This is a genomic window from Idiomarina sp. PL1-037 (assembly GCF_034422975.1).
Lineage (GTDB): Bacteria > Pseudomonadota > Gammaproteobacteria > Enterobacterales > Alteromonadaceae > Idiomarina.
In genome coordinates this window covers 1,578,189-1,599,825 of sequence record NZ_CP139873.1, presented here as the reverse complement: position 1 = coordinate 1,599,825, position 21,637 = coordinate 1,578,189, and the positions used below count along the sequence as shown (strand labels likewise).

25 protein-coding genes, 1 tRNA gene and 1 pseudogene are annotated in these 21,637 nt (G+C 45.0%); 19 read left to right on the top strand and 8 right to left on the bottom strand.

Translation table 11 applies throughout. The features are described from left to right. Positions 1 to 83: 83 nt before the first annotated feature. Positions 84 to 584, bottom strand: a pseudogene (locus U0358_RS07500) (DDE-type integrase/transposase/recombinase); the annotation flags it as partial. A gap of 197 nt (positions 585 to 781) precedes the next feature. Here U0358_RS07500 and U0358_RS13205 point away from each other — a divergent pair. Beyond that, positions 782 to 988 (top strand): helix-turn-helix domain-containing protein, encoded by a 207-nt coding sequence (locus U0358_RS13205; protein WP_416182985.1) that lies wholly within the window; start codon positions 782 to 784, stop codon positions 986 to 988. Positions 989 to 1,223: 235 nt separating this feature from the next. On the opposite strand, the gene U0358_RS07495 is transcribed toward U0358_RS13205, so the two are convergent. After that, positions 1,224 to 1,300 (bottom strand) — tRNA-Val (locus tag U0358_RS07495). Positions 1,301 to 1,495: 195 nt separating this feature from the next. On the opposite strand from U0358_RS07495, the gene U0358_RS07490 reads away from it, so the two are divergent. Further along, on the top strand, positions 1,496 to 1,759 hold the full coding sequence (locus U0358_RS07490) for a hypothetical protein (RefSeq protein ID WP_322405813.1): 264 nt from the start codon (positions 1,496 to 1,498) through the stop codon (positions 1,757 to 1,759). Between the two features lie 34 nt (positions 1,760 to 1,793). On the opposite strand, the gene U0358_RS07485 is transcribed toward U0358_RS07490, so the two are convergent. After that, positions 1,794 to 2,828: a DUF3080 domain-containing protein gene (locus tag U0358_RS07485; RefSeq protein WP_322405812.1), complete on the bottom strand. Its 1,035-nt coding sequence runs from the start codon at positions 2,826 to 2,828 to the stop codon at positions 1,794 to 1,796. Between the two features lie 31 nt (positions 2,829 to 2,859). Here U0358_RS07485 and U0358_RS07480 point away from each other — a divergent pair, with 31 nt between their 5' ends. Further along, positions 2,860 to 3,483: a riboflavin synthase subunit alpha gene (locus U0358_RS07480; RefSeq protein WP_322405811.1), complete on the top strand. Its 624-nt coding sequence runs from the start codon at positions 2,860 to 2,862 to the stop codon at positions 3,481 to 3,483. Here U0358_RS07480 and U0358_RS07475 read toward each other — a convergent pair. Further along, the gene (locus tag U0358_RS07475; protein ID WP_317497030.1) at positions 3,477 to 3,686 is read right to left on the bottom strand and encodes a CPXCG motif-containing cysteine-rich protein; all 210 of its coding nucleotides are present in this window, start codon (positions 3,684 to 3,686) and stop codon (positions 3,477 to 3,479) included. The two genes, U0358_RS07480 and U0358_RS07475, sit on opposite strands and share 7 nt — an antisense overlap. Positions 3,687 to 3,755: 69 nt before the next feature. Further along, entirely contained in the window at positions 3,756 to 4,649 is an 894-nt protein-coding gene (locus U0358_RS07470) for a DMT family transporter (RefSeq protein ID WP_322405810.1), read from the bottom strand. A gap of 165 nt (positions 4,650 to 4,814) precedes the next feature. Between U0358_RS07470 and thrS the strand changes: the two genes are divergently transcribed. The 7 genes from thrS (at position 4,815) to U0358_RS07435 (ending at position 11,739) form a co-directional block, all read left to right on the top strand. Further along, the gene (gene thrS / locus U0358_RS07465) at positions 4,815 to 6,731 is read left to right on the top strand and encodes a threonine--tRNA ligase (RefSeq protein WP_322405809.1); all 1,917 of its coding nucleotides are present in this window, start codon (positions 4,815 to 4,817) and stop codon (positions 6,729 to 6,731) included. A 19-nt stretch (positions 6,732 to 6,750) separates the two neighbouring features. Beyond that, positions 6,751 to 7,296, top strand: a complete 546-nt coding sequence (infC, locus tag U0358_RS07460; RefSeq protein WP_317497197.1) for a translation initiation factor IF-3 — start codon at positions 6,751 to 6,753, stop codon at positions 7,294 to 7,296. Positions 7,297 to 7,369: 73 nt separating this feature from the next. After that, positions 7,370 to 7,567 (top strand): 50S ribosomal protein L35, encoded by a 198-nt coding sequence (gene rpmI / locus U0358_RS07455; protein WP_317497027.1) that lies wholly within the window; start codon positions 7,370 to 7,372, stop codon positions 7,565 to 7,567. Positions 7,568 to 7,580: 13 nt separating this feature from the next. Continuing rightward, complete coding sequence (gene rplT, locus U0358_RS07450) at positions 7,581 to 7,934, top strand: 50S ribosomal protein L20 (protein WP_011234642.1); 354 nt, start codon at positions 7,581 to 7,583, stop codon at positions 7,932 to 7,934. 123 nt (positions 7,935 to 8,057) lie between these two features. Beyond that, positions 8,058 to 9,038 carry a phenylalanine--tRNA ligase subunit alpha gene (pheS, locus tag U0358_RS07445; RefSeq protein ID WP_317497026.1) on the top strand — a complete coding sequence of 327 codons (981 nt, stop codon included), beginning with the start codon at positions 8,058 to 8,060 and terminating at the stop codon, positions 9,036 to 9,038. 13 nt (positions 9,039 to 9,051) lie between these two features. Further along, the gene (pheT, locus tag U0358_RS07440) at positions 9,052 to 11,439 is read left to right on the top strand and encodes a phenylalanine--tRNA ligase subunit beta (protein ID WP_322405808.1); all 2,388 of its coding nucleotides are present in this window, start codon (positions 9,052 to 9,054) and stop codon (positions 11,437 to 11,439) included. Between the two features lie 3 nt (positions 11,440 to 11,442). After that, positions 11,443 to 11,739, top strand: coding sequence for an integration host factor subunit alpha (locus tag U0358_RS07435; RefSeq protein WP_253620011.1), 297 nt, complete (start codon positions 11,443 to 11,445; stop codon positions 11,737 to 11,739). 47 nt (positions 11,740 to 11,786) lie between these two features. Here the strand turns inward: U0358_RS07435 and U0358_RS07430 are convergent, their stop codons facing one another. The 3 genes from U0358_RS07430 to U0358_RS07420 all read right to left on the bottom strand — a co-directional run bounded on the left by U0358_RS07430 (position 11,787) and on the right by U0358_RS07420 (position 13,732). Next, entirely contained in the window at positions 11,787 to 12,464 is a 678-nt protein-coding gene (locus tag U0358_RS07430; RefSeq protein ID WP_317497023.1) for a ChrR family anti-sigma-E factor, read from the bottom strand. After that, on the bottom strand, positions 12,454 to 13,074 hold the full coding sequence (locus U0358_RS07425; RefSeq protein ID WP_317497022.1) for a sigma-70 family RNA polymerase sigma factor: 621 nt from the start codon (positions 13,072 to 13,074) through the stop codon (positions 12,454 to 12,456). Before U0358_RS07425 ends, U0358_RS07430 begins: the two co-directional genes overlap by 11 nt. Positions 13,075 to 13,162: 88 nt before the next feature. Next, on the bottom strand, positions 13,163 to 13,732 hold the full coding sequence (locus tag U0358_RS07420; RefSeq protein WP_317497021.1) for an LON peptidase substrate-binding domain-containing protein: 570 nt from the start codon (positions 13,730 to 13,732) through the stop codon (positions 13,163 to 13,165). Positions 13,733 to 13,877: 145 nt separating this feature from the next. On the opposite strand from U0358_RS07420, the gene U0358_RS07415 reads away from it, so the two are divergent. Genes U0358_RS07415 through U0358_RS07375 form a run of 9 tightly spaced genes read left to right on the top strand, consistent with a single transcriptional unit; the run spans position 13,878 to position 21,637 of the window. Beyond that, the gene (locus U0358_RS07415; protein WP_317497020.1) at positions 13,878 to 14,813 is read left to right on the top strand and encodes a YbgA family protein; all 936 of its coding nucleotides are present in this window, start codon (positions 13,878 to 13,880) and stop codon (positions 14,811 to 14,813) included. A gap of 2 nt (positions 14,814 to 14,815) precedes the next feature. Further along, positions 14,816 to 16,222, top strand: a complete 1,407-nt coding sequence (gene phrB, locus U0358_RS07410; RefSeq protein WP_317497019.1) for a deoxyribodipyrimidine photo-lyase — start codon at positions 14,816 to 14,818, stop codon at positions 16,220 to 16,222. Next, entirely contained in the window at positions 16,215 to 16,649 is a 435-nt protein-coding gene (locus U0358_RS07405; RefSeq protein WP_317497018.1) for a nuclear transport factor 2 family protein, read from the top strand. The genes phrB and U0358_RS07405 overlap by 8 nt, the downstream gene beginning before the upstream one ends. Continuing rightward, entirely contained in the window at positions 16,646 to 17,377 is a 732-nt protein-coding gene (locus tag U0358_RS07400) for an SDR family NAD(P)-dependent oxidoreductase (protein WP_322405807.1), read from the top strand. Before U0358_RS07405 ends, U0358_RS07400 begins: the two co-directional genes overlap by 4 nt. Beyond that, the gene (locus U0358_RS07395) at positions 17,374 to 18,648 is read left to right on the top strand and encodes an NAD(P)/FAD-dependent oxidoreductase (RefSeq protein WP_322405806.1); all 1,275 of its coding nucleotides are present in this window, start codon (positions 17,374 to 17,376) and stop codon (positions 18,646 to 18,648) included. The genes U0358_RS07400 and U0358_RS07395 overlap by 4 nt, the downstream gene beginning before the upstream one ends. Then, complete coding sequence (locus U0358_RS07390) at positions 18,645 to 19,367, top strand: DUF1365 domain-containing protein (protein WP_322405805.1); 723 nt, start codon at positions 18,645 to 18,647, stop codon at positions 19,365 to 19,367. The genes U0358_RS07395 and U0358_RS07390 overlap by 4 nt, the downstream gene beginning before the upstream one ends. Positions 19,368 to 19,388: 21 nt before the next feature. Further along, complete coding sequence (locus U0358_RS07385) at positions 19,389 to 20,627, top strand: class I SAM-dependent methyltransferase (RefSeq protein WP_322405804.1); 1,239 nt, start codon at positions 19,389 to 19,391, stop codon at positions 20,625 to 20,627. Beyond that, positions 20,627 to 21,127: a DUF2878 domain-containing protein gene (locus U0358_RS07380; RefSeq protein ID WP_317497013.1), complete on the top strand. Its 501-nt coding sequence runs from the start codon at positions 20,627 to 20,629 to the stop codon at positions 21,125 to 21,127. Before U0358_RS07385 ends, U0358_RS07380 begins: the two co-directional genes overlap by 1 nt. Positions 21,128 to 21,130: 3 nt before the next feature. Further along, entirely contained in the window at positions 21,131 to 21,637 is a 507-nt protein-coding gene (locus U0358_RS07375) for a chalcone isomerase family protein (RefSeq protein WP_322405803.1), read from the top strand.

Sequence of the window (21,637 nt, the reverse complement as noted above, 5' to 3'; positions counted from 1 at the left end):
AGGAAAGAAAGAAAGGGGGAAAGTGTTTCCCCCTTATAAAAACACCGTTAAACCAGCTGGTTAGCCGGCGCAAAAGTGGACGATAACCGTTTTTTCGGGTTTCGTCGCCACACGGCCATCAGCAATGCGTCTAACACGAGCTCTTTGGTCATCCGCTGTTGCATTGACCAGCCAATGACGCGCCTTGAGAACAAGTGGACCACCACCGCCAGATCCAGCCAGCCTTCGTGCGTTCTGATATACGTGACATCAGTTACCCAGGCCTGATCAGGCTTGTTATAGCCGACCTGTGCCTTAATTTTGCTGAGCTTCATCAGGCGGTGAACACGGTTAATCCCAATGTTTTCGTCGTATTCACGCATATCGCTGTAAATTTTGCGATAGCTATAGACACCGCCTGATTCAAGCCAGAACTGCTTAATCAGGCCAGCTTGACGTACGTCACGCTTCTGACGTTTTGAACGAGGATTCTTAAGCCATGCATAGAACCCACTCGGATTTACTTCCAGAAGTCGGCACAGCTTGCGCACTGGCCAGCAGTCCTTGTGCTCTTTGATAAAAGCGTACCTTAGTCGGACTGCTTCAATTTTAAATTCGTCGGGGTATCGTTTGTTGGTCATAAGAACCTCTTTATATGCCATTATCTATGGCTATGAGGTGTCTAGCAAATCAGTGGCGATTCAGTTGTCAGATATGCGCGACTCATCGTAATATCTCCAGCCAACAAAAAGTGTTTTTAATAGATTAAAATTGTCTACAGAAGATAAAAAAGGTCTATTGAATGATAAACTCTAACATTGCTGTTCTTTTAGCCGAGAGAAAGTTAAAGATGTCAGATCTTGCCAAGGCGACAGGAATTAATAGGGGCACGATCCAGCGGATGTACCACGATGAAGCTGCTCGAATAGAAATAGAAGTCATGAACAAAATGTGTGAATTTTTTGAATGTACGCCTGGTGATCTATTTATTTATAGCCCTGATGAGTAATTATTCTTTTTGATTATCGATAGATTTTGTGTAAAGCCGTATTCATAAAACTGAATAATTAGTCAGATCAGCCTTTGAGCGCGTAGTACAAAAGATTTTGAAAAAAGCGGGTGCTAAAATAGGCTAGGGCACTGAATGGTCACCGTTTGGTCACCAATAAAATTTGTGGCTGAAATAGTGGATTTATCGTGGGTATTAACTTGTTTAGTATTTGAGGTTTTTCTTGATAAGAGAATGGTGCGTCCGAGTAGACTCGAACTACCGACCTCTGCCATGTCAAGGCAGCGCTCTAACCAACTGAGCTACGGACGCACTTTATGGGGAATGTCGTTAACGACGGGCGGTATATTAGTGATTTGCGCTCACAGGTGCAAGCGATTTTTTACTAAATGCATTTGTTTGTCGAAATTCTATTCAGCTTTGCAGGACTATGCTTAGTTTCTTAAGAAGGCTTTTGCTAGAATGTTTGGTGAACTCAGTTCTTAATAACTGAAGAGAGGTAGTAAAATGTTTACTGTTTTGCGAGTAATACGGGCGTTTGCCGGGCTTCTTTTTCTTGCCGGAATAGTGGGTATCGTTGTGCAGCTTGGGTTTAACATTCTGAATGTTGATATTTTGATGCGTTCATCGGTCATCGTTATTATGGTTGGTATATTATTTGCCGCGTTCTGGCTGTGGGTCTTTCTTGGCTTGCGTTACGTTATCAATGAAATTCATGAGAAAGAACAAGGTAAACCACACCCCAGCCTGACTAAAAAGTGGCATCTGTAAGCGTAAAGTAGGAGTGAATAAATTAAGCCCGGCTCTAATCAATCCCTGGTGTAAAATCACAGGCGCTGTAGAATTTTTGCCACGGACGGACAAAATGCACTGACGCATCGGTGAGTTTTTTACTGAGCGAGCCCAGTTCTGCAATGTAGCTTTTTAGCGCCGGTTGAGGTGCTATACCTTTCAGGTTATCCAAAAGCATCAGTAAGCGCTGATGTTGTTCAATCATTGCGGCTATATCGCCTTGCATTTCTTCGAGATAGATGGCGTTAAAAGCATCTTTGAGCGCTAATGCGGCATTTGGGATATTCCCATTTTGACAATAAACTGACTCGGGAACTTCAGGTAGCAGTTCGGTCATTCTCTCCAGTTTATAAGAGTAATCCAACATCGTACGGAATAAATCGGGAAGGTAGCTACTGCTCTCTAGACGACCGAGCATTTTTATCAGTTCATCGGGGGCGTCGGCTTCTTTTGTGTAATTCCAGCGCTCTAGTATGCGGGTAAAGCGCTCCAGCGCATTCATAGCGTAATTGTATTCTGTTACATGTATTTTGGGTAAAGGGTTATTACCTACAGACAGGGCTTTTCTCAACCCATCGTCACGGGCAAAAGCGTTTGCCAGGCTGTTTTGCAGTTGCGATTCTTTATGCGCCAACGCCTCTTTCAATTTGTCTTTAACATTGGTCGAATCAGGATGCTCAATGCATTTCTTCAGTGCCTGAATCATGGTGAGATCAGCATGGTAGCGGCTAAATCCATCTTTTAGTCTTCCCAGTGAACTGTTGTTTTCAGCTATTAGCTGGCCTAACTGACAATGGTTAAGCCGAAGGCTCTCCAGCAAGCCCATGCTTGTCCGTTCAATATTTCGGGTTAGCGCGCGTTTTGCCGGATACTGGAGTTGAGGTTTAGGAGCTTCTATTGAGTTATTGGGGAGCTTGAGTGTGCTCTGGACGCGGCTATGCAGTTCATCCGCGTATTCCGTCAGACCCGGGTCATCCGAGCAGGCTGATAATCCAAAGGCGACGAACGCATAGCCAAATGAGCGGAAAATCAGTACACTTCGCTTCATTGTATTATTCCTTGCAATAAGGTTCTTATCGATGTTTACCGGTATTGTTCAAACCCAAGCTACGATATTTTCAGTCTCTGACCAAGTAGTTTCTGATCACAAGACATTTCGACACCTGGTTGTTAAAACTGAACCTCAATTTCTAGAAAACCTGGCGATTGGTGCAAGTATTGCCATAAATGGTTGCTGTTTAACGGTGGTCGAATTCAGCGATACTCAAGTGCACTTTGACGTCATAGATGAAACTCTGCGGCTAACCAATTTGGGGTTGTTAGGTGAAGGGAATAAGGTCAACTTCGAAAGGTCACTAAAAGTAGGCGATGAAATTGGCGGGCATGCAGTTTCAGGTCATATTCACTGCCAGGGCAAAGTGACTAAAATTGACACGTCTGATAATAACGTTGCTATGTGGATAGAGCTACCAGAGAGTTACACACCGTATTTGTTTGCCAAAGGGTTTATTGCGGTTAATGGTGCCAGTTTGACGGTAGGTCAGGTGGAGGAAAATTGTTTTAGTCTGCATTTAATTCCCGAAACTTTGCGCCTGACCAATTTGGAATCAACGGAGGTGGGTGACAGTCTGAACATTGAACTTGATCAGCAAACTATCACCATTGTTGAAACCGTTGAGCGTGTACTGGCCAAACGTCAGTAAAACTGCTCATCGTTACCATCTACTTTCACCCGTGCCTGCTGGTTAACTTCATCAACGTGTAACTGAACATGAATGAGGTCTCCGCAGGCAGCACATTCTTCCTGATAATCCTGATTTCCCTCCGAGGTATCAATTTCTAAAAAGGTATTGTGCCCACAGTGCGGGCACTTCACCGGCACACTTTGTAAGTTTTCTTCGTTCATTGGTAACTCCTTTGCCAGGATGCCAGAGTTTATTCGCGCATCCCCAACGAAATAAGGTTCTGCTTCTTACTATAGAAATAAAATACCGATTCCGCCCAATGAGATTAACGCTCCGGTTATAGAGCGCGGGGTAATTCGTTGTTTTTTCAGTAAAGAAATCGGTATCAAAAAAAGTGGCGCAGTTGATAATAAAGTCTGGGTAAGACCCGGGTTGATGTTGGCGATAGAAATTTGCTGTAACCAAATAGCAAGAAAAGTACCGAATAAAATAGCGCCGAGCAGAGGCAAAGGGTTGATAGAACGAATTTGTTTTATGATTGCGCTATACGCACCTCGCTTTGAAACCCCGACAATTATGGCTAGCAATAAAGACCCGGCGGCAAGACGCACAAATGCTGCATCTATAGCGTTTACGCCAGATTGCATTAGTACCGCAAACGCCATGACTAAGCCGGTTGCCTGACAAAATGCCGCGCCGCAACCCATGAATATACCGGATAATGAAAGCGCAGGCTGTTTGTCCGGCGCTTTTTCAGTAACAACCCATAGAACGCCGCTTAAGGTTATGACCGCACCGGTAATTTCAATGGTTGATAAACCGTCGTTTAAAAACACCCAAGCCATGAATGCAGCCAGTGGTGGTGCCAGATATTCCAACAACATTGCGTGCCAGGGCCCTAAACGCCGCAAGGCAGTAAAATGAAAGCTGTCGCCAATGGTAATACCGATAATGCCGCTTAGGGCGAGTAACCAAAGGCCTGAGCTTAGCTCTAATGAGTTACCCAGCAACAAACTCATAGTTAAAAGCAGGGGAGTGGCAACAACGCCTTTAACTAAGTTCATTTGTATGGGCGAGAAGTGGCTACCGGCGCGGTGATACAGTACGGTAGCGACAGCCCAAAAGCTGGCAGCTAGTAAAGCGGCGAGTTGTCCGGTTAACTCTCCAGTAATGTCTGATGTCAAAGCAGGCTCGGCGGTTGCTCAAATGTAAGCGGTCGATTATAGTAGCCTCTCGCGTTCGATGGTACCGAACGCAAAAATTTCGTAGGTTTTTCTATAAAGCAGATAAAACCAAAATAGAGCACGTGGCACTTGGTAGGTGTCACCACTGGTTGGAAAGGAAGTTTCATGCCTGTAATTACTCTCCCTGACGGAAGTCAACGCGAATTCGATAAACCTGTAAGCATTATGGAAGTTGCCGCCGATATCGGTGCTGGCCTTGCGAAAGCAACAGTTGCTGGCCGTATTGACGGTGAGCTGGTTGATGCCTGTGAACTCATTGAACATGACGCTCGCATTGAAATTGTGACACCGAAAGATGACGACGGCGTAGACATTATTCGTCACTCTTGTGCTCATTTAATGGGGCACGCGGTGAAGCAGATGTGGCCAAACGCAAAAATGGCAATAGGCCCGGTCATCGACAACGGTTTTTACTACGACATCGACGTTGATCACACTTTCACTCAAGAAGATCTGGAGAAGATTGAAAAGCGGATGAAAGAACTGGCTAAAACGGAATATACCGTTATAAAGAAAAAAGCCAGCTGGAAAGAGGCCCGTGAAACTTTCGTAGAACGCCATGAACCCTACAAAATAGAAATCCTTGACGAAGACATTCCGACTGATGCAACGCCAGGGCTCTATCACCACGAAGAATACATCGACATGTGTCGTGGTCCGCATGTACCCAACATGAAGTTTTGCCAGCATTTTAAAATTATGAAAATGGCTGGTGCGTACTGGCGTGGTGATTCTGACAACAAAATGCTGCAGCGTATATACGGTACGGCCTGGGCAGATAAGAAACAGTTAAAAGCTTATTTGCAGCGTTTAGAAGAAGCGGAAAAACGCGATCACCGTAAAATTGCTAAAGCTCAGGATTTGTTCCACTGGCAGGAAGAAGCGCCGGGTATGGTGTTTTGGCACCACAATGGCTGGACTATTTTCCGTGAGTTAGAAACTTACATTCGTGAAAAAATGCGCGAATACGAATATCAGGAAGTCAAAGGTCCAATGATGATGGACCGGGTGCTGTGGGAGAAGTCAGGTCATTGGGAGAAATTCTCTGATTTGATGTTTACCACGTCATCGGAAAACCGGGAATATGCGGTTAAGCCAATGAACTGTCCGGGACACGTTCAAATTTTCAATCAGGGCTTAAAGTCTTATCGCGACTTGCCGTTGCGTATGGCTGAATTTGGCAGTTGTCACCGTAATGAACCTTCAGGTGCCTTGCATGGCCTAATGCGTGTTCGAGGTTTCACACAAGACGATGCGCACATATTTTGTACCGAGGAGCAGGTACAGGAAGAAGTCGCGGGTTGTATCAGAATGGTATACGAAACTTACAAAACCTTTGGTTTCGAGAACATCGATGTGAAGCTTTCAACCCGTCCTGAGAAGCGCTTAGGCGACGATGCGACATGGGATCGCTCGGAGACAGCTCTCGCAGAGGCTTTGAAAAAGAATGACATCGATTTTTCTTATTTACCGGGTGAAGGTGCCTTTTATGGCCCGAAAATAGAATTTACTTTGTTCGATTGTCTGGGCAGAGCGTGGCAATGTGGTACAATACAGCTTGATTTTGCGTTGCCAGGGCGTTTAGGTGCCACTTATGTGGGTGAAGATAACGAGCGACATACGCCAGTTATGATTCATCGCGCTATTTTGGGATCACTTGAACGTTTCATGGGTATTCTCATTGAAGAGTACGCTGGGAATTTCCCGTTATGGTTGTCGCCAACGCAAGTTGTGTTAATGAATATCACGGATAATCAAAGCGATTATGTACGAAAAGTTGTCAAAACCCTGAACGAAAAGGGAATTCGTGCATCAGCCGACTTGAGAAATGAGAAGATAGGCTTTAAAATCCGTGAATACACATTAAAACGTGTTCCATATTTACTGGTTGTCGGCGACAAAGAAGTCGAGGCTGGTGAGGTTGCGGTACGTACACGGGGTGGTGAAGACTTGGGTAAATTCCCATTAGAAGACTTTATCAGTCGTGTAGAGGACGAAGTCCGTACTCGCAAAATTGATTAATTATTTGGAGGAATAAACCATTAAAGGCGGAAAAAGAACTCAGAAAGCTGCAGATAAAAACCGTATCAACGAAAAAATCACAGGCGTTGATGAAGTTCGCTTAATCGGAACCGATGGCGAACAAGCTGGTGTCGTCAGTATTAACGAGGCTCTTGATGCAGCAGCGGAAGCTGGTGTTGATTTGGTGGAGATGAGCCCTAACGCAGAACCACCGGTCTGCCGCCTGATGGATTACGGCAAGTTCCTCTTTGAAAAGAGTAAAGAACAGAAAGAGCAGAAGAAAAAGCAGAAACAGATTCAGGTCAAGGAAGTTAAATTCCGGCCTGGTACTGATGAGGGCGACTACCAGGTAAAACTGCGCAACCTGCGTCGTTTCCTCGAGGGAGGTGACAAAACCAAAGTCACTATCCGTTTCCGTGGCCGGGAAATGGCACACCAAGAGTTGGGTATTGAATTGCTAAATCGTGTTAAAGACGATTTAGAAGAAATCTCAATTGTTGAGTCGTTCCCAAGACGTGCCGAAGGGCGCCAGATGATTATGGTCTTGGCACCCAACAAGAAGTGATCGTGGTTTACAAGTAGTCTGATTGTCAGGCTCACCCTTTCACACTTTTATCAACAATGCGGAGTTTAATTTCATGCCAAAAATGAAATCGAACAAGGGCGCTTCCAAGCGCTTTAGAAAAACTGCTTCTGGTGGTTTTAAGTGCAAGCAATCTCACTTGCGTCACATTCTGACTAAGAAGAGCCCTAAGCGTAAGCGTCAGCTTCGCGCTAAGAGCATGGTCCATGAGGCCGACGTTAAATTAGTCGCTCGCATGTTACCGTACGCATAAGGAGAGATAGCAAATGGCACGAGTAAAACGTGGTGTAATCGCGAGAGCGCGTCACAAAAAAGTCCTGAAGCAGGCGAAAGGTTATTATGGTGCCCGTAGTCGCGTTTATCGCGTAGCGGTCCAGGCAGTAACTAAAGCAGGTCAATACGCATACCGTGACCGTCGCAATAAGAAACGTCAATTCCGTCAGTTATGGATTGTTCGTATCAATGCTGCGGCTCGTCAAAACGGTTTGTCTTACAGCCGCTTTATTAATGGCCTGAAAAAAGCATCTATCGAAATCGATCGTAAAATCTTAGCCGATATCGCTGTTCATGATCAAAACGGTTTTGCCGCTTTGGTTGAGAAAGCAAAAGGCGCACTGTAATTATTCAAAACCTTTAGGGATTAGAATAAACAGATTTAGAAGGGAGCCAATTGGCTCCCTTTTTCATTGAAAATTCGCTATCATAGCGCCTTTATTATTTATCTTGTGTTGTTGAGGGATACGATGCAGCTAGAGCAAATTGTTGAGCAGGCTGAATCGGCCATTGCGGCCGCAGATTCACCGACTGCGTTAGACGAAGTCCGCGTCGAGTATATGGGTAAGAAAGGGCAGCTTACCGAGCTTTTAAAAGGCTTAGGTAAGCTAGACCCGTCTGAACGTCGGGAAGCCGGACAGAAAATTAATGAAGCCAAGCAACAAGTGCAGACCAGTATCAATGCCCGCAAAGAGCTATTGAAAGCGGCTGAGTTAGCACAGAAGCTGGAAGCGGAACGTATCGATGTTACTTTACCCGGGCGGCATTCTGCGGTAGGTGGTGTGCATCCGGTTACTCAGACGATTCGCCGTATTGAACAGTTTTTTGGTGATTTAGGCTTTAGTGTAAAAGAAGGCCCGGAAGTCGAAGACGGTTTTCATAACTTTGACGCGCTGAATATCCCTGCGAATCATCCGGCTCGCGCTGATCACGATACGTTTTATTTTACCCCCTCAACAATGTTGCGTACGCAAACTTCTGGTGTACAAATTCGTACCATGGAGAATGAGCAGCCTCCGTTGCGGATCATTTCTCCCGGACGTGTGTACCGGAACGACTATGACCAGACCCACACCCCGATGTTTCATCAGGTAGAAGGGTTAATGGTTGATACCGATGTCAGCTTCACGCAGTTAAAAGGAATTCTGGAAGATTTTCTGAATCACTTTTTCGAAGAGTCGCTAACGGTGCGCTTCAGACCTTCCTACTTCCCGTTTACCGAACCTTCGGCAGAAGTTGACGTCATGGGTAAAGACGGTAAGTGGCTAGAAGTTTTAGGTTGCGGCATGGTGCACCCAAACGTATTGAAGGCGGTGGGTATTGATTCGGAAAAGTACACCGGCTTTGCCTTTGGTATGGGCGTCGAGCGTCTTACCATGTTGCGCTACGGCGTGAATGATTTACGTGCGTTCTTCGAGAACGATCTGCGTTTCCTCAAACAATTTAACTAACGGGCAGTAAGCAATGAAATTCAGTGAACAATGGTTAAGGGAATGGGTTAACCCCGACATCAGCAGTCATGAATTGAGTGAACAGCTCAGTATGGCGGGTCTTGAAGTAGATGCTGTTGAGCCGGTTGCCGATGAATTCCATACTGTCGTCGTTGGTGAAGTGATTGATTGTGGTCCTCATCCAGACGCAGATAAATTACAAATTACAAAAGTAGATGTTGGCGAAGCTGAGCCGGTAGATATTGTTTGCGGCGCGTCTAACTGCCGCTTAGGTATTAAGGTTGCAGTTGCTAAAGTTGGTGCGGTATTGCCTGGTGATTTCAAAATTAAGAAAGCGAAGCTTCGCGGTCAGCCGTCAAACGGTATGCTGTGCTCGTTCAAAGAACTGGGGCTCATTGATGAGCACGACGGCATTATTGAGCTTCCGGCAGATGCTCCGGTCGGAGAGGATTACCGTAAATACCTGCAGCTTGATGACAACAGTATTGATATTGACTTAACCCCTAACCGTGGTGATTGCCTTAGCATTAGAGGTATCGCCCGTGAAGTAGGTGTGTTGAACCGTCTGGATGTAACAGTACCAGAAAGTAATGAAGTAGCGGCCAGTATTGAAGATACGCTAAGCATTACCTTGTCTGCTGCTGAGCAGTGTCCGCGTTATTTAGGCCGCGTTATCAAAGGTGTCGATTTAACTCGCCCAACGCCGGTATGGATGACAGAAAAATTAAGACGCAGCGGTATTCGTAGCATTGACCCGGTAGTTGATGTCACTAACTACGTGTTGCTTGAACTGGGTCACCCCATGCATGCATTTGACCTCGATTCACTTGAAGGGAACATCGATGTTCGCTTAGCCAAGCCTAAAGAAAAGCTTACTTTGCTTGATGATCAAGAAGTTGAGCTGGACGACGATACTCTGGTTATTGCTGATGAGAAAAGAGCACTGGCCATGGCGGGTGTCTACGGTGGTAAAAACAGTGGTGTAACAGAAAATAGCAAAAATATTTTTCTGGAAAGCGCGTTCTTTGCACCGGATGCCATCTTAGGGAAAGCACGCCGTTACGGTCTACATACCGATGCGTCACATCGTTATGAGCGCGGCGTAGACCCTCAGTTGCAACGTACGGCAATGGAAAGAGCGACAGAACTGTTGTTGGCAATTTGCGGTGGTGAAGCGGGGCCGGTAACCGAAGCGGTGGCAGAGCCATTTTTGCCTAAGCGTGATGGCATTACCCTAAGAGCTAGCAGATTGGCTAAAGTACTGGGTGTCAGCATTGCTAATGACAGTGTCACTGAAATTCTTGAGCGTTTAGGCTTTGATGTTTCATTTGACAGTGAACAATGGCAGGTTGGCATTCCGTCTTATCGTTTTGATTTGAGCATTGAAGAAGATTTAATTGAAGAAGTGGCCCGTGTTTACGGTTATAACTCAATTCAGGCTGCACCGCCGGCAGCGCAACTGCGCATGACTGAGCGTAAAGAAAGCCAGCTTAGCGCCCATCAATTGGTGGATGCTATGGTCAGCCGTGGTTATCAGGAAGCGATAACCTACAGCTTTGTTGATCCAAAACATCAGGCACTGATGTTTGATGAGACCGCAGCGCTGACTTTGCCACACCCAATTTCGGTTGATATGTCATCTATGCGTGTGAGCCTATGGCCGGGATTAGTCGGCGCGGTTGCTCATAATCAGAAGCGTCAACAGTCTGTTTTGGCTTTTGTAGAAACGGGTTTACGCTTTATTCCAGATGAGTCAGCTGAAAATGGTGTTCGCCAGGAAGCGGTTATTAGTGGCATACGTTCTGGTAAAGCGCACTCCGAGCACTGGTCGGAAGGTGATAGTGCGGTTGATTTTTACGATGTAAAAGGCGATGTTGAAGCGTTATTGGCTCAAACAGGTAATGCTGCAGCGTTTCGTTTTGTTGCATCACAACATCCAGCACTGCACCCGGGGCAATCAGCGGCAATTTACCGCGGCTCTGAAAAAGTTGGCGATATCGGCGCTTTACATCCTAAGTTTAATAAAGCTTTAGGGCTTAACCAGCGTACCTTTGTGTTTGAACTGGCCTTATCCGCCGTGACTGAGAGGCCTTTACCGCAAGCTAAGCCGGTATCTCGTTATCCTTCTATTCGTCGCGATCTTGCTGTCGTGGTTGATAAAGACCTTGCGGCAGGTGAGCTGATCGCTGCGATGGAAAATGTTGGCGTAAAACAGTTAGTTGACCTAAACTTATTTGACGTTTACATCGGTGATGGTGTGGCAGAAGGTAAGCAAAGCTTGGCTTTATCCGTTACTCTTCAAGACAGCGATAAGACTTTGGAAGAAGCGGAGGTCACTGAGCTTATGACTAAATTTATTGAGACATTAAAGAGTGAGTTTAATGCAACATTGAGGGATTAAACTATGGCGCTGACCAAAGCAGAACTGGCAGAGGTGCTGTTCGACAAATACGGTGTTAGTAAACAAGATGCCAAAGTGTTAGTTGAAGATTTTTTTGAAGAAATCAGAGTTGCTTTGGAAAAAGGGGAGCAGGTAAAGTTGTCGGGCTTTGGCAATTTTGAGTTGCGAACTAAAAATCAGCGCCCCGGACGCAACCCTAAAACGGGCGAAGAAATTCCAATTTCAGCGCGTCGGGTTGTGACCTTCAAACCGGGTCAAAAATTTAAAAGCAGAGTCGAAAACGCAGAACCCGAGGATTAACCTCGGGTTCTTTTTTATTAAATCTTTGTACGCTGAGTCGCTTGAAATTAACGAAAGAAAAGCTGACTAAAGGGGTTTAATAACCTACTGATACCAGAGGTAAAGTGTAAGGGAGCGTTCAGAGTTGCCAGGGTTAAACAGTCTTCATCCTGAGTTTCCGGCGTATGGGTACGATTCGGATCAAGCAACATAAAATCGCCGTCCCTGTACTCGCTTTGCTCGTCATTAAAAACACCATCAATAACCAGTGTCGCTTCCTCTCCTTTATGCGTATGTTCCGGGAGCTTTGCTCCTGGCGCCATGTAAATTAAGTTGGTCTGATTCCCATTGTCCAGAGTTAATGGTGCGCGCCAGAGCTTACCGACCAGTTTCGACCACTCTCCAATACGATGACTGTTGTGAGCCAGAGTACGAGGCAGTGTAAAGCGACGACCTTCCAGAGAGAGCATCTCATTCGGTTGGTTTACTTGTTTGTTGCATGCAGAAGAGGCAAAAATAGCCTCCAGCATTTGGTCACACTGAGACTTGCTCATTGTTGTACTGGCAACACTAACCAACGTGTCCAAATTCTCTTCACACAACTTCTGTTCAATCTCGCACACGGTTTGACGACATGCTTTACACATATCGATGTGTGTGCCGACAACTAAAGTCATGGCCGCACTAAGGTCGCCAGAGGCATACTGATATAAAAGGCCTTCGCCCGGGTGTGATTTAATCATCATCGACTATCAACTCTTTCAATTTTTTTAATGCTAGACGAGTTCGGGACTTAATTGTCCCTAAAGGCACTCCCAGGGCGTCAGAGACTTCCTGTTGAGATTTACCTTCAATATAAATCTTCTCAATAACGACCCGTTGTGCATCGGGCAATTGAGCGTAATAGAAAGAAATTTCCTGCATCAGAACATCGTGATCCAATGCGTATCCATCATCAAGGCTATCGTTCTGCTCTGACAGAATCGGCCAGAGTTCATCAGCACTGATGTCATCTTTGCGTTTTTTGTTTTTGCGAAGCAAATCGAAGCGGATGTTACGAGCTATGGTAAATATCCAGGTGGAAGGAGAGCCACGGTCAGGCTTGAACAAATGCGCTTTGTGCCAGACGTTTGTCATGGTTTCCTGGACGAGATCCATCGCCGTTTGTTCATTACCAAATTGTCTTGTAGCGTAAGACTGCAGTTTGGGTGCAAATAACCTGAAGAGCTCGCTAAAGGCAACGCGATTCCTATTTTCCGCAATCTCTGCCAGCAGTTCCCCTGCTTTTTCGGCAGCGTCTGTCTGGGTGGTAGCCATAGACCCCCGATTCGATGTTCTTTCTGACACCATTTGCATAATTAGACCTGCTTCTTTTCACACAATGTTCTAACTATTACGGGGTGTTGAGAAAATGGATCACCCGGATGGCAGAATGTTTACTCAATTAACGGATTAAGTCTAACAGATATTCTTTCGCTTTTAGACAATTTTCGCATCTTATCAGTTCTTGTTTCGTATAGACATCCAAAGGCAGTATTTCAAGCCACCTTGAACAGACCCAATCAAGTTTCTCGTAGCCTAGATTGGGTAGTAACTCAGACAGTTCAGGGTAGGTCTCGAACGCTTCCTGTAATCGAGTTTTGAGTTTGTCGTCGGAATTATCCAGGGTAATTTCAGGCCAGTTTTCAAGATACTCTATCTTGCCAAACCTGAGTTTATCGCTCTCCGACCAATGCTCGTCAATACGAACCCGATTTTTTCCTTCAATGGTTATTCCAAGTAAACCATCGTCTCGTGGTTCAAAATCAATAATCTTCACGGTGGTAGCGTACGGGAGAAGGTAATCGCTTGATGTCGTTGCATGTTCATTGTTAAACATGGCCACTACAAACTCACTGTCATTTTGCAGACATTCTTTTACCAGCCTGGTGTAACGAGGCTCAAACACCTTTAATTTCATGCGTCCGCCCGGCATTATATGCGATGTAAGCGGGAATAGCGGTAACTGCTGCATATAACCTCATTTGGCTAGTAGTTTAAACAATTAAGAAACATTACGTTGAGGTGGGTCTGGTTGGATCTTTTTTATCGAGTAAAGGCCAAACTATTTTTAGCAATATACCGTACATTATCATCATTGAAATTTCGCAGAGGTTACAATGGCAAAATTAAAAGTGGGTATTAGTTCCTGTTTAATGGGCGATGAAGTCAGGTTTGACGGAGGACACAAGAAATCCGCATTTTGCGTTGATGAATTAAATCGACACATGGAACTGGTACGCTTTTGCCCGGAAGTTGGTATTGGGATGCCGGTACCAAGACCGACAATCAGGCTCGAGCAACATGATGATGTACAGGCGGTAGTACCCAAAACCGGTGAAAATGTTACGTCACAGCTAGCGGATTTTGCCGATAAGATTCAGGTGAAAATAGAACAGTTAAGTGGCTACATTCTATGCGCGAAATCTCCCAGTTGCGGTATGGAGCGGGTCAAGTTATATGATCCGGAAACGGGGCATGCACAAAAAGCAGGAATGGGAATTTTTACTGCGCGACTAAAGGAAAAGAATCCCGCTCTGCCTTTAGAAGAAGATGGCCGGCTCAATGACCCGCATTTACGTGAAAATTTCGTTATGCGGGTTTATGTGTTTAGTCAATGGAAAGAAATGACGCAGACGCTTTCTAAACATCAGCTTTTGCAGTTTCACCAACGCTGCAAGTTACTTTTGTTGGCTCATAATCAGCAACGTTACCGCGAGCTGGGTAAGCGTTTGGGTGAGCAAGAGACCATCGACGGTGCTTTTGCGGAGCAGTACATTATTGATGTGATGGACGCTTTATCAAAACCTGCCTCTCGTAAGAACCACACCAATGTGCTCCAACATATCCAGGGCTATTTCAAATCAGATCTCGGCCATGAAAGACGGGAAGAGCTGAGTGATATCATTCTCCAGTATCACGATGGCATTCTCCCTCTTATGTCACCTCTAACGTTAATACGGCATTATTTGCGCGAGTTCCCAAAAGAGTATTTAGAAGGGCAATGGTATCTGACGCCTTATCCTGATGATTTAAAATTACGTTATGGGCTGTAGCGATGCGAGAAGTAATTTGGTTTCGTAGTGATTTAAGAATATTAGACAACCCGGCTGTCTTTTCTGCATGTCAGGGCGATGAGCCACCGTTGGCGATATTTTTTGTGTGTCATGAAACATGGGAAAGCCATGACTGGGCGCCGATAAAAGTAGACTTTGTTTGGCGAAATTTAGAATGCCTGCAGCAGGATTTAGCCGAAAAGGGCATTGAGCTGGAGGTGCAACTCGTCCCCAAATTCAGTCAGATTCCCGGCGCTGTAAGAGCTTTTTGCCGGGAAAATGAAATTGCCCGGGTACATATTAATGCAGAGTATGCGCTGGATGAAAAACGCAGAGATGCAGCGACCAATGCAGTATTAAGCAATGACGATATCGAACTGGTTTCGCACCATGGAAATCTGTTGGTGTCGCCGGGAGAGGTCAGAACGCAACAAGGTGACTATTACAAAAAATTCACGCCTTTTAACCGGCGTTGGCGACAAGTATTAAGCGAAAAAGCTTATAGCGAACCGCTGCAAATCAAATCTTATTCTCGAGTTACCGCAAAAGGCCTCCCTGACTGTCCGCTGGCTAGAAAAGACTCGTCTGACTGGAGTGCTGGCGAGCAGCAAGTTCTGGGGAAACTGGGGCAATTCGTCGGCCACAGTATTGATGATTATCAACAAGGCAGAGATCTGCCGGCTGAAAACGGAACCTCACAACTTTCCGCTTATTTGGCGCAGGGAGTTATTGGGCCGCAGACGGCTGCCCGGGCGCTACATAAGTTTTCGCCAGAGTTTCCGTTTGGACTTGCTTCCGGTGCTGATACCTGGCTTACCGAACTGGCATGGAGAGAGTTCTATCAGCATCTAATGTACTTTGTGCCGCGCTTATCAAAAGGGGAAAGCTTTCAGACTGAAACGGACAGCATTCAGTGGTTAGAGGACGATGACGCTTTTCAACGTTGGTGTAATGGCCGCACGGGGTACCCAATTGTTGACGCCGGAATGCGTCAATTGACATCAACGGGGTGGATGCACAACCGCTTAAGAATGATCACAGCCAATTTTCTGGTAAAAGATCTATTAGTAGATTGGCGAAAAGGTGAAGCCTTTTTCATGCAGCATTTAATTGATGGCAGTTTCCCGGCAAACAACGGTGGCTGGCAATGGAGTGCTTCGGTTGGAACTGACGCCGTTCCCTATTTTCGTGTTTTTAATCCGGTTAAGCAAAGTGAGAAATTTGATCCTGACGGGCAGTACATTCGTAAGTGGGTAGACGAACTTAAGGAAGTACCAACAAAGTATATTCACTGGCCTCATAGTTGGCTTCAGCAACAAAGCAGTAATAACTATTGCGAACCCATAGTCGAGCACAAATTTGCTCGTGAACGATTCTTAACAACGTTTAAGCAGGTGAAAAATGGATAACAGTGAATTAGTCGAAAAACTCAAAGAGTTCTACGATGAACTAAAAACCGAAAATCTTGATGAACTGAATGAGTTATACCATGACGAAATAGCGTTTACTGATCCAATCCAACACGTTGTCGGGTTGGAGGATTTTCGAAAATATCTAAAACACACAATGGAAAACGTTGAATATTGTCATTTTGCTTTTGACGACGAATGCGTTGGCGAAGAGCAAGCGTTTCTTACATGGCAGATGCGTTACGCACACCCCAAGCTTGCCAATGGCATGGAAATTATTCTGCCGGGAGTTTCGTATTTAACCTTTGAAGACGGCAAAATCAGAGAACAAAGAGATTATTACGACCTTGGCGCAATGCTTTATGAACACGTACCGCTAGTCGGTTATGTCATTGATAAAATTAAGAATAGGCTAACAGACGAATGAAAGTCTTAATTACAGGAGCTTCATCAGGTATTGGGCGTCAGCTGGCTTTGGATTACGCAGCTGACGGCAATGACGTCGTTGTGTGTGGAAGAAATAACGACGCGTTGTCAGAGATACAAAAACAATATCCTGAAAAAATAACCTGCAGCGCCTTTGATATTACAGACAAAGAGTCGGCAAAAAATGCGTTAGCACAAGTTAATGAGATTGATGTCGCAATTCTGTGCGCGGGCGTGTGTGAATACCTCGACGTTAAAGCTTTCGATGCCGACATGTTCGAGCGTGTGTTTAAAGTAAATGTATTCGGCACAATGAACTGTGTGGAAGCTTTACTTCCCCAATTCAGTGACTCGGCGCGTCTGGTCATTGTTGACAGTCTGGCGAGACTTCTTCCGTTCACCCGGGCTCAGGCTTATGGTGGTTCAAAAGCAGCAATGCATTATATCGCGCGGGGACTGGAAGTTGACCTCAAGTCTCAGGGAGTCAAAGTTCAAACCGTATCGCCTGGGTTTGTTAAAACACCAATGACTGATGCCAATGATTTTGAGATGCCAATGCGCGTTGACGTTGAATTTGCGTCTAAGGCAATAATAAAAGGTATTAATAAGAACAAACGGGACATCGCATTTCCGTGGCTATTTAGTAGTCTTTTGAAGTTAATGTCTGTCTTGCCGGAAGGCTTACAAGTGAAACTATCAGAACAAATGGCAAGGAAGCAGTCCTCATGAAGATAGCCGTTATTGGAAGTGGTATTGCGGGTCTTACCAGCGCTTACTATTTAAGCCGTGAACATCAAGTCAGTGTATTTGAAAAAAATGATTATATTGGCGGGCATACATGTACCAGTGATGTGAAAATTAATGGCAGCATGTATGCCGTAGATACAGGTTTTATTGTTTTTAATGATAAGACATATCCACGTTTTAAACGTCTGCTAAAAGGTCTGGAAGTGGCTTGGCGTGACACTGAAATGAGTTTCAGCGTACGTGATCCTAAGTCGGGTCTGGAATTTAATGGACACAATCTCAATACCTTGTTTGCGCAACGGAAAAATTTGTTTAGCTTGTCTTTTTACCGTTTGTTGCAGGGTATTTTGAAATTTAACGCCGCCGCGAAAAGTGCGTTAGAAGAGGATGTCAGCGAGGCTGACAATGTCACGTTGGCAGAATTCCTCACTCGGCACAATATTCCGGAATCGGTTTCGCATTACTACTTATTACCGATGGTTTCAGCTATCTGGTCTGCAAGCCTGGCCGACGCGAAAGACTTTCCCCTGGGCTTTTTCCTTCGTTTTTTTGATAATCATGGGTTATTGAATGTTAGCGACCGTCCTCAGTGGCATACTCTTATCGGTGGCTCTCACGCGTACATTCCAATGCTAACCGAACCGTTTAAAGAACGGCTTGAATTAAACAGTGAAATTGTTGCAGTTAAGCGTCAACAGGAGCAGGTTGTTCTTGTTTTTAGTAATGGTGAAGAACGGTATTTTGATGAAGTGGTTTTCGCGTGTCACAGTGACCAGGCGCTTGCGTTACTCGATGACGCCAGTGCTGACGAAAAACGTATTCTTGGTGAGATAAAATACTGCCCGAATGAGGTTGTTCTGCATACTGATGAGAACTTGTTACCCAGAAAGCGACGAGCCTGGGCCAGTTGGAATTATCTATTAAGAGAAGATGATGCAGCAGAAGAGCAGCCCAGCTCAGTAACCTACAATATGAATATTCTGCAAGGACTGCTGTGCGACAAAACCGTATGCGTTACATTAAACAATACAGCCGCAATTGCTCCTGACGAGATCATTAAAACCTTTACCTATGAGCATCCACAGTATTCTGTTCAGTCTTTAAAAGCCAGAGCCGAAAGAAATGTAATTTGCGGAAAGAATAGCACCCATTTTGTTGGTGCTTATTGGTATAACGGTTTTCATGAAGACGGTGTAAGAAGCGCCATTGATGTTGTTAACCGCTTGAATACAGAATTGATTGATAACTCATGAAGAGTGCGATTTATTGGGGGAATGTCTTTCATGTAAGGCATCGCCCCAAACACCACGCCTTTAATTACCGTTTCCAACAATGGTGCATCGATTTATCCGAGCTCGATGAAGTTAGTTCGACAAGCCGTTGGTTATCGTGTAAAAATTTTGCGCCTCTTTGGTTTCGTCGAAAAGACTATCTGAAAGGTGAAGAGGGCAGTTTACAGCAGGCTGCACTGAATAAAATGTCCTCCCTTGCAGCGAAGAATTTAACTGGTGAGGTTTTATTTGTCGGAAACTTACGTACCTTTGGAATTTTTTTTAGCCCAATTAACTTGTATTTTCTTCGTCAGAACAACGACGAATATACACACATGTTAGCTGAAGTCAGTAATACGCCCTGGCTGCAACGTCACTATTATTTGGTCGATTTGTCAGAAGAGTCTCCAAAAACCAGTAAACAATTTCACGTTTCTCCGTTTAACCCTATGGATATGACCTATCACTGGCAAATAGAACCTCCCACAGAGAGTTTAAAAGTCACTTTAAGCGCCCACCAGCAAGAGAAAGATTTTGTTGCCGGCATGAAATTAAATAGGCAACCGCTAAACCGTAGTGAAATTTATCGCGTATTAAGGACAGTACCTGTCATGGCGCTAAAAATTATTGGTGGCATTTATTGGCAGGCGTTAAAGCTTTTTATCAAGCGGGTTCCATTTTACGGAAACCCTGGTAACTAAAATAATTAGAAGGCAGTTTGTATGTCCAGTAGTGAAACAACTATGGTAGCGCCTATTCAGTATGGTGTGTTGGATAAGCTTTTCCGTACTATCGCTTTTAAGTTATTAGCTCATTTGCAATATGGGCAGCTGACAATAAAAGAAAAAGGCACGTTCATTGAAACTTTCGGGCACCCCGATAAAGATTTGAATGCTGAAATTGACGTGAAAGGCTCGTCTTTTTACCGTCGCCTGGTAACTGGTGGCAGTATTGGCGCAGCCGAATTATATATTGATAAGCACTGGGATACGCCCGATTTAACGTCGGTTATTCGTATTTTTGCCCGCAATTTACCGGCCTTAGATAAGCTGGAGACACGGCTGGCCTGGTTAACTTTTCCTTTTAATAAATACCAGCACTGGAGTAACCGAAACCGCAAAGGACAAGCTAAAAAGAATATCTCCGCTCACTATGACCTGGGTAACGAGCTCTATACGCGTTTTCTTGACAGCGCAATGCAATATTCCAGCGGATTATTTAAAGAGTCCACAGATTCGCTGGAGGAAGCCCAGCGCAACAAGATGCAGCGTTTGTGTGATGCACTCGACTTAAAAAAACAAGATCATTTGTTGGAAATAGGTACTGGCTGGGGTGGCCTGGCCATTTATGCAGCAAAAAATTATGGTTGCCGGGTAACAACGACGACAATTTCAGATGAGCAATTTCAGTACGCGAAGCAGCAAGTGGAAGCGGCGGGCTTGTCCGACAGAATTGAATTATTGAAGCGTGACTACCGTGACTTAGAAGGGCAGTACGACAAGTTGGTCTCGGTTGAAATGATAGAAGCGGTGGGGAAAGAATACTTACCGACCTTTTTCAAAACCTGCAATAAACTGTTAAAAGAAGACGGAAAAATGTCGTTACAGGCTATCACTATTGCCGATCAGAGAGCGAAATCCTACGCCCGTTCCGTAGACTTTATTCAAAAGCATATCTTTCCCGGCGGCTTTCTTCCGTCTTTGAGCCAAATGACGCAATTGTTTACGCGTTACACTGACTTGGTGGTTCGTGACGTACACGATTTCGGTTTGAGTTATGCGAAAACCCTTAGAGAATGGGAAGAGCGGTTTAACGCTCACGAAAGCGAGCTCGAAAAGCTTGGCTACGATGAACGCTTTTCCAGACTTTGGAATTACTATTTCAGCTATTGTGAAGGCGGCTTTCTGGAACAACGGGTATCGGTTGTTCAGGTTACCGCTAGTAAATCGCAGGCGTACTAATGACTTCTATTCAGCATAAAATTGTCAGTTTTGTTCTGTTCAATGCGCTTTGGTTCAGTGCCGTTTCCGGGCGCGAGAACTACATTGTGCTTAGTGGTGTTTTATTAGCCTTTCAATTTTTCTACAGCATTGCCGTAGCCAAAGTTAGCTGGACCTTAATTTTGCGGCTGTTTGCGGTGGGGTTATTGTTGGAGGCTATTGTGATAAGCCTGGGTGTTATCGATTTTTCCGGAGGATATTTTCCTTTGTGGCTGGTCATGCTGTGGCTGGGTTTTTCATCTATGGCGCCGGTTGCACTGGACTGGCTGGCACCTAAACCCGTAATAGCGGTTTTGCTTGGTGCTATTTCAGGTCCCCTGAGCTATGTTGCAGGAATAAAACTTAATGCAGCAACGATTGACTCAATGCCGGTTGTTGTTGGCTGTTATGCTGCTGTATGGGGACTAATGATGGCGTATTTCGTTTTCTCCATGTCAATTAAGAAAGAACAGGGAGTCTAGAGTATGCGATTTATTTTATGCGGAATTATTGCTCTGTTTAGCCTTAATTCTTATGCCGCTGAATGTTCCGGCTCAGTACCCGATGACTTCTCTAAAGTTGGTGAAACCCGGCTCAGTGTGTATTTCTGGGATGTTTATGACGCCACTTTATATAGCCGGTCAGGTGAATATAAACAGGAAGAACGGCAGGCTCTGTTACTGGAATACCTGCGCGATATAAAGGCGAAAGATCTTATCGAAACGACGGAAGAAGAATGGCAGAAGCTGGGTTTGAACAGTGATAAGCATGAACAATGGTTAGAAAGACTTGAATCTATCTGGCCCGATATTAAAGAAGGCGACTGCCTTCTCTTAGTTGAAAAGAAAGACGGAACAGCGGCGTTTTACCAAAGCGATAAGTTGCTTGGAGAAATTGACGATAAAGACTTTACCGAACAGTTTTTAGCTATTTGGTTGTCGGAAAATAGCCGCTTTGAATCTGAGCGCAATGAACTCATTGGGGAGAAATAA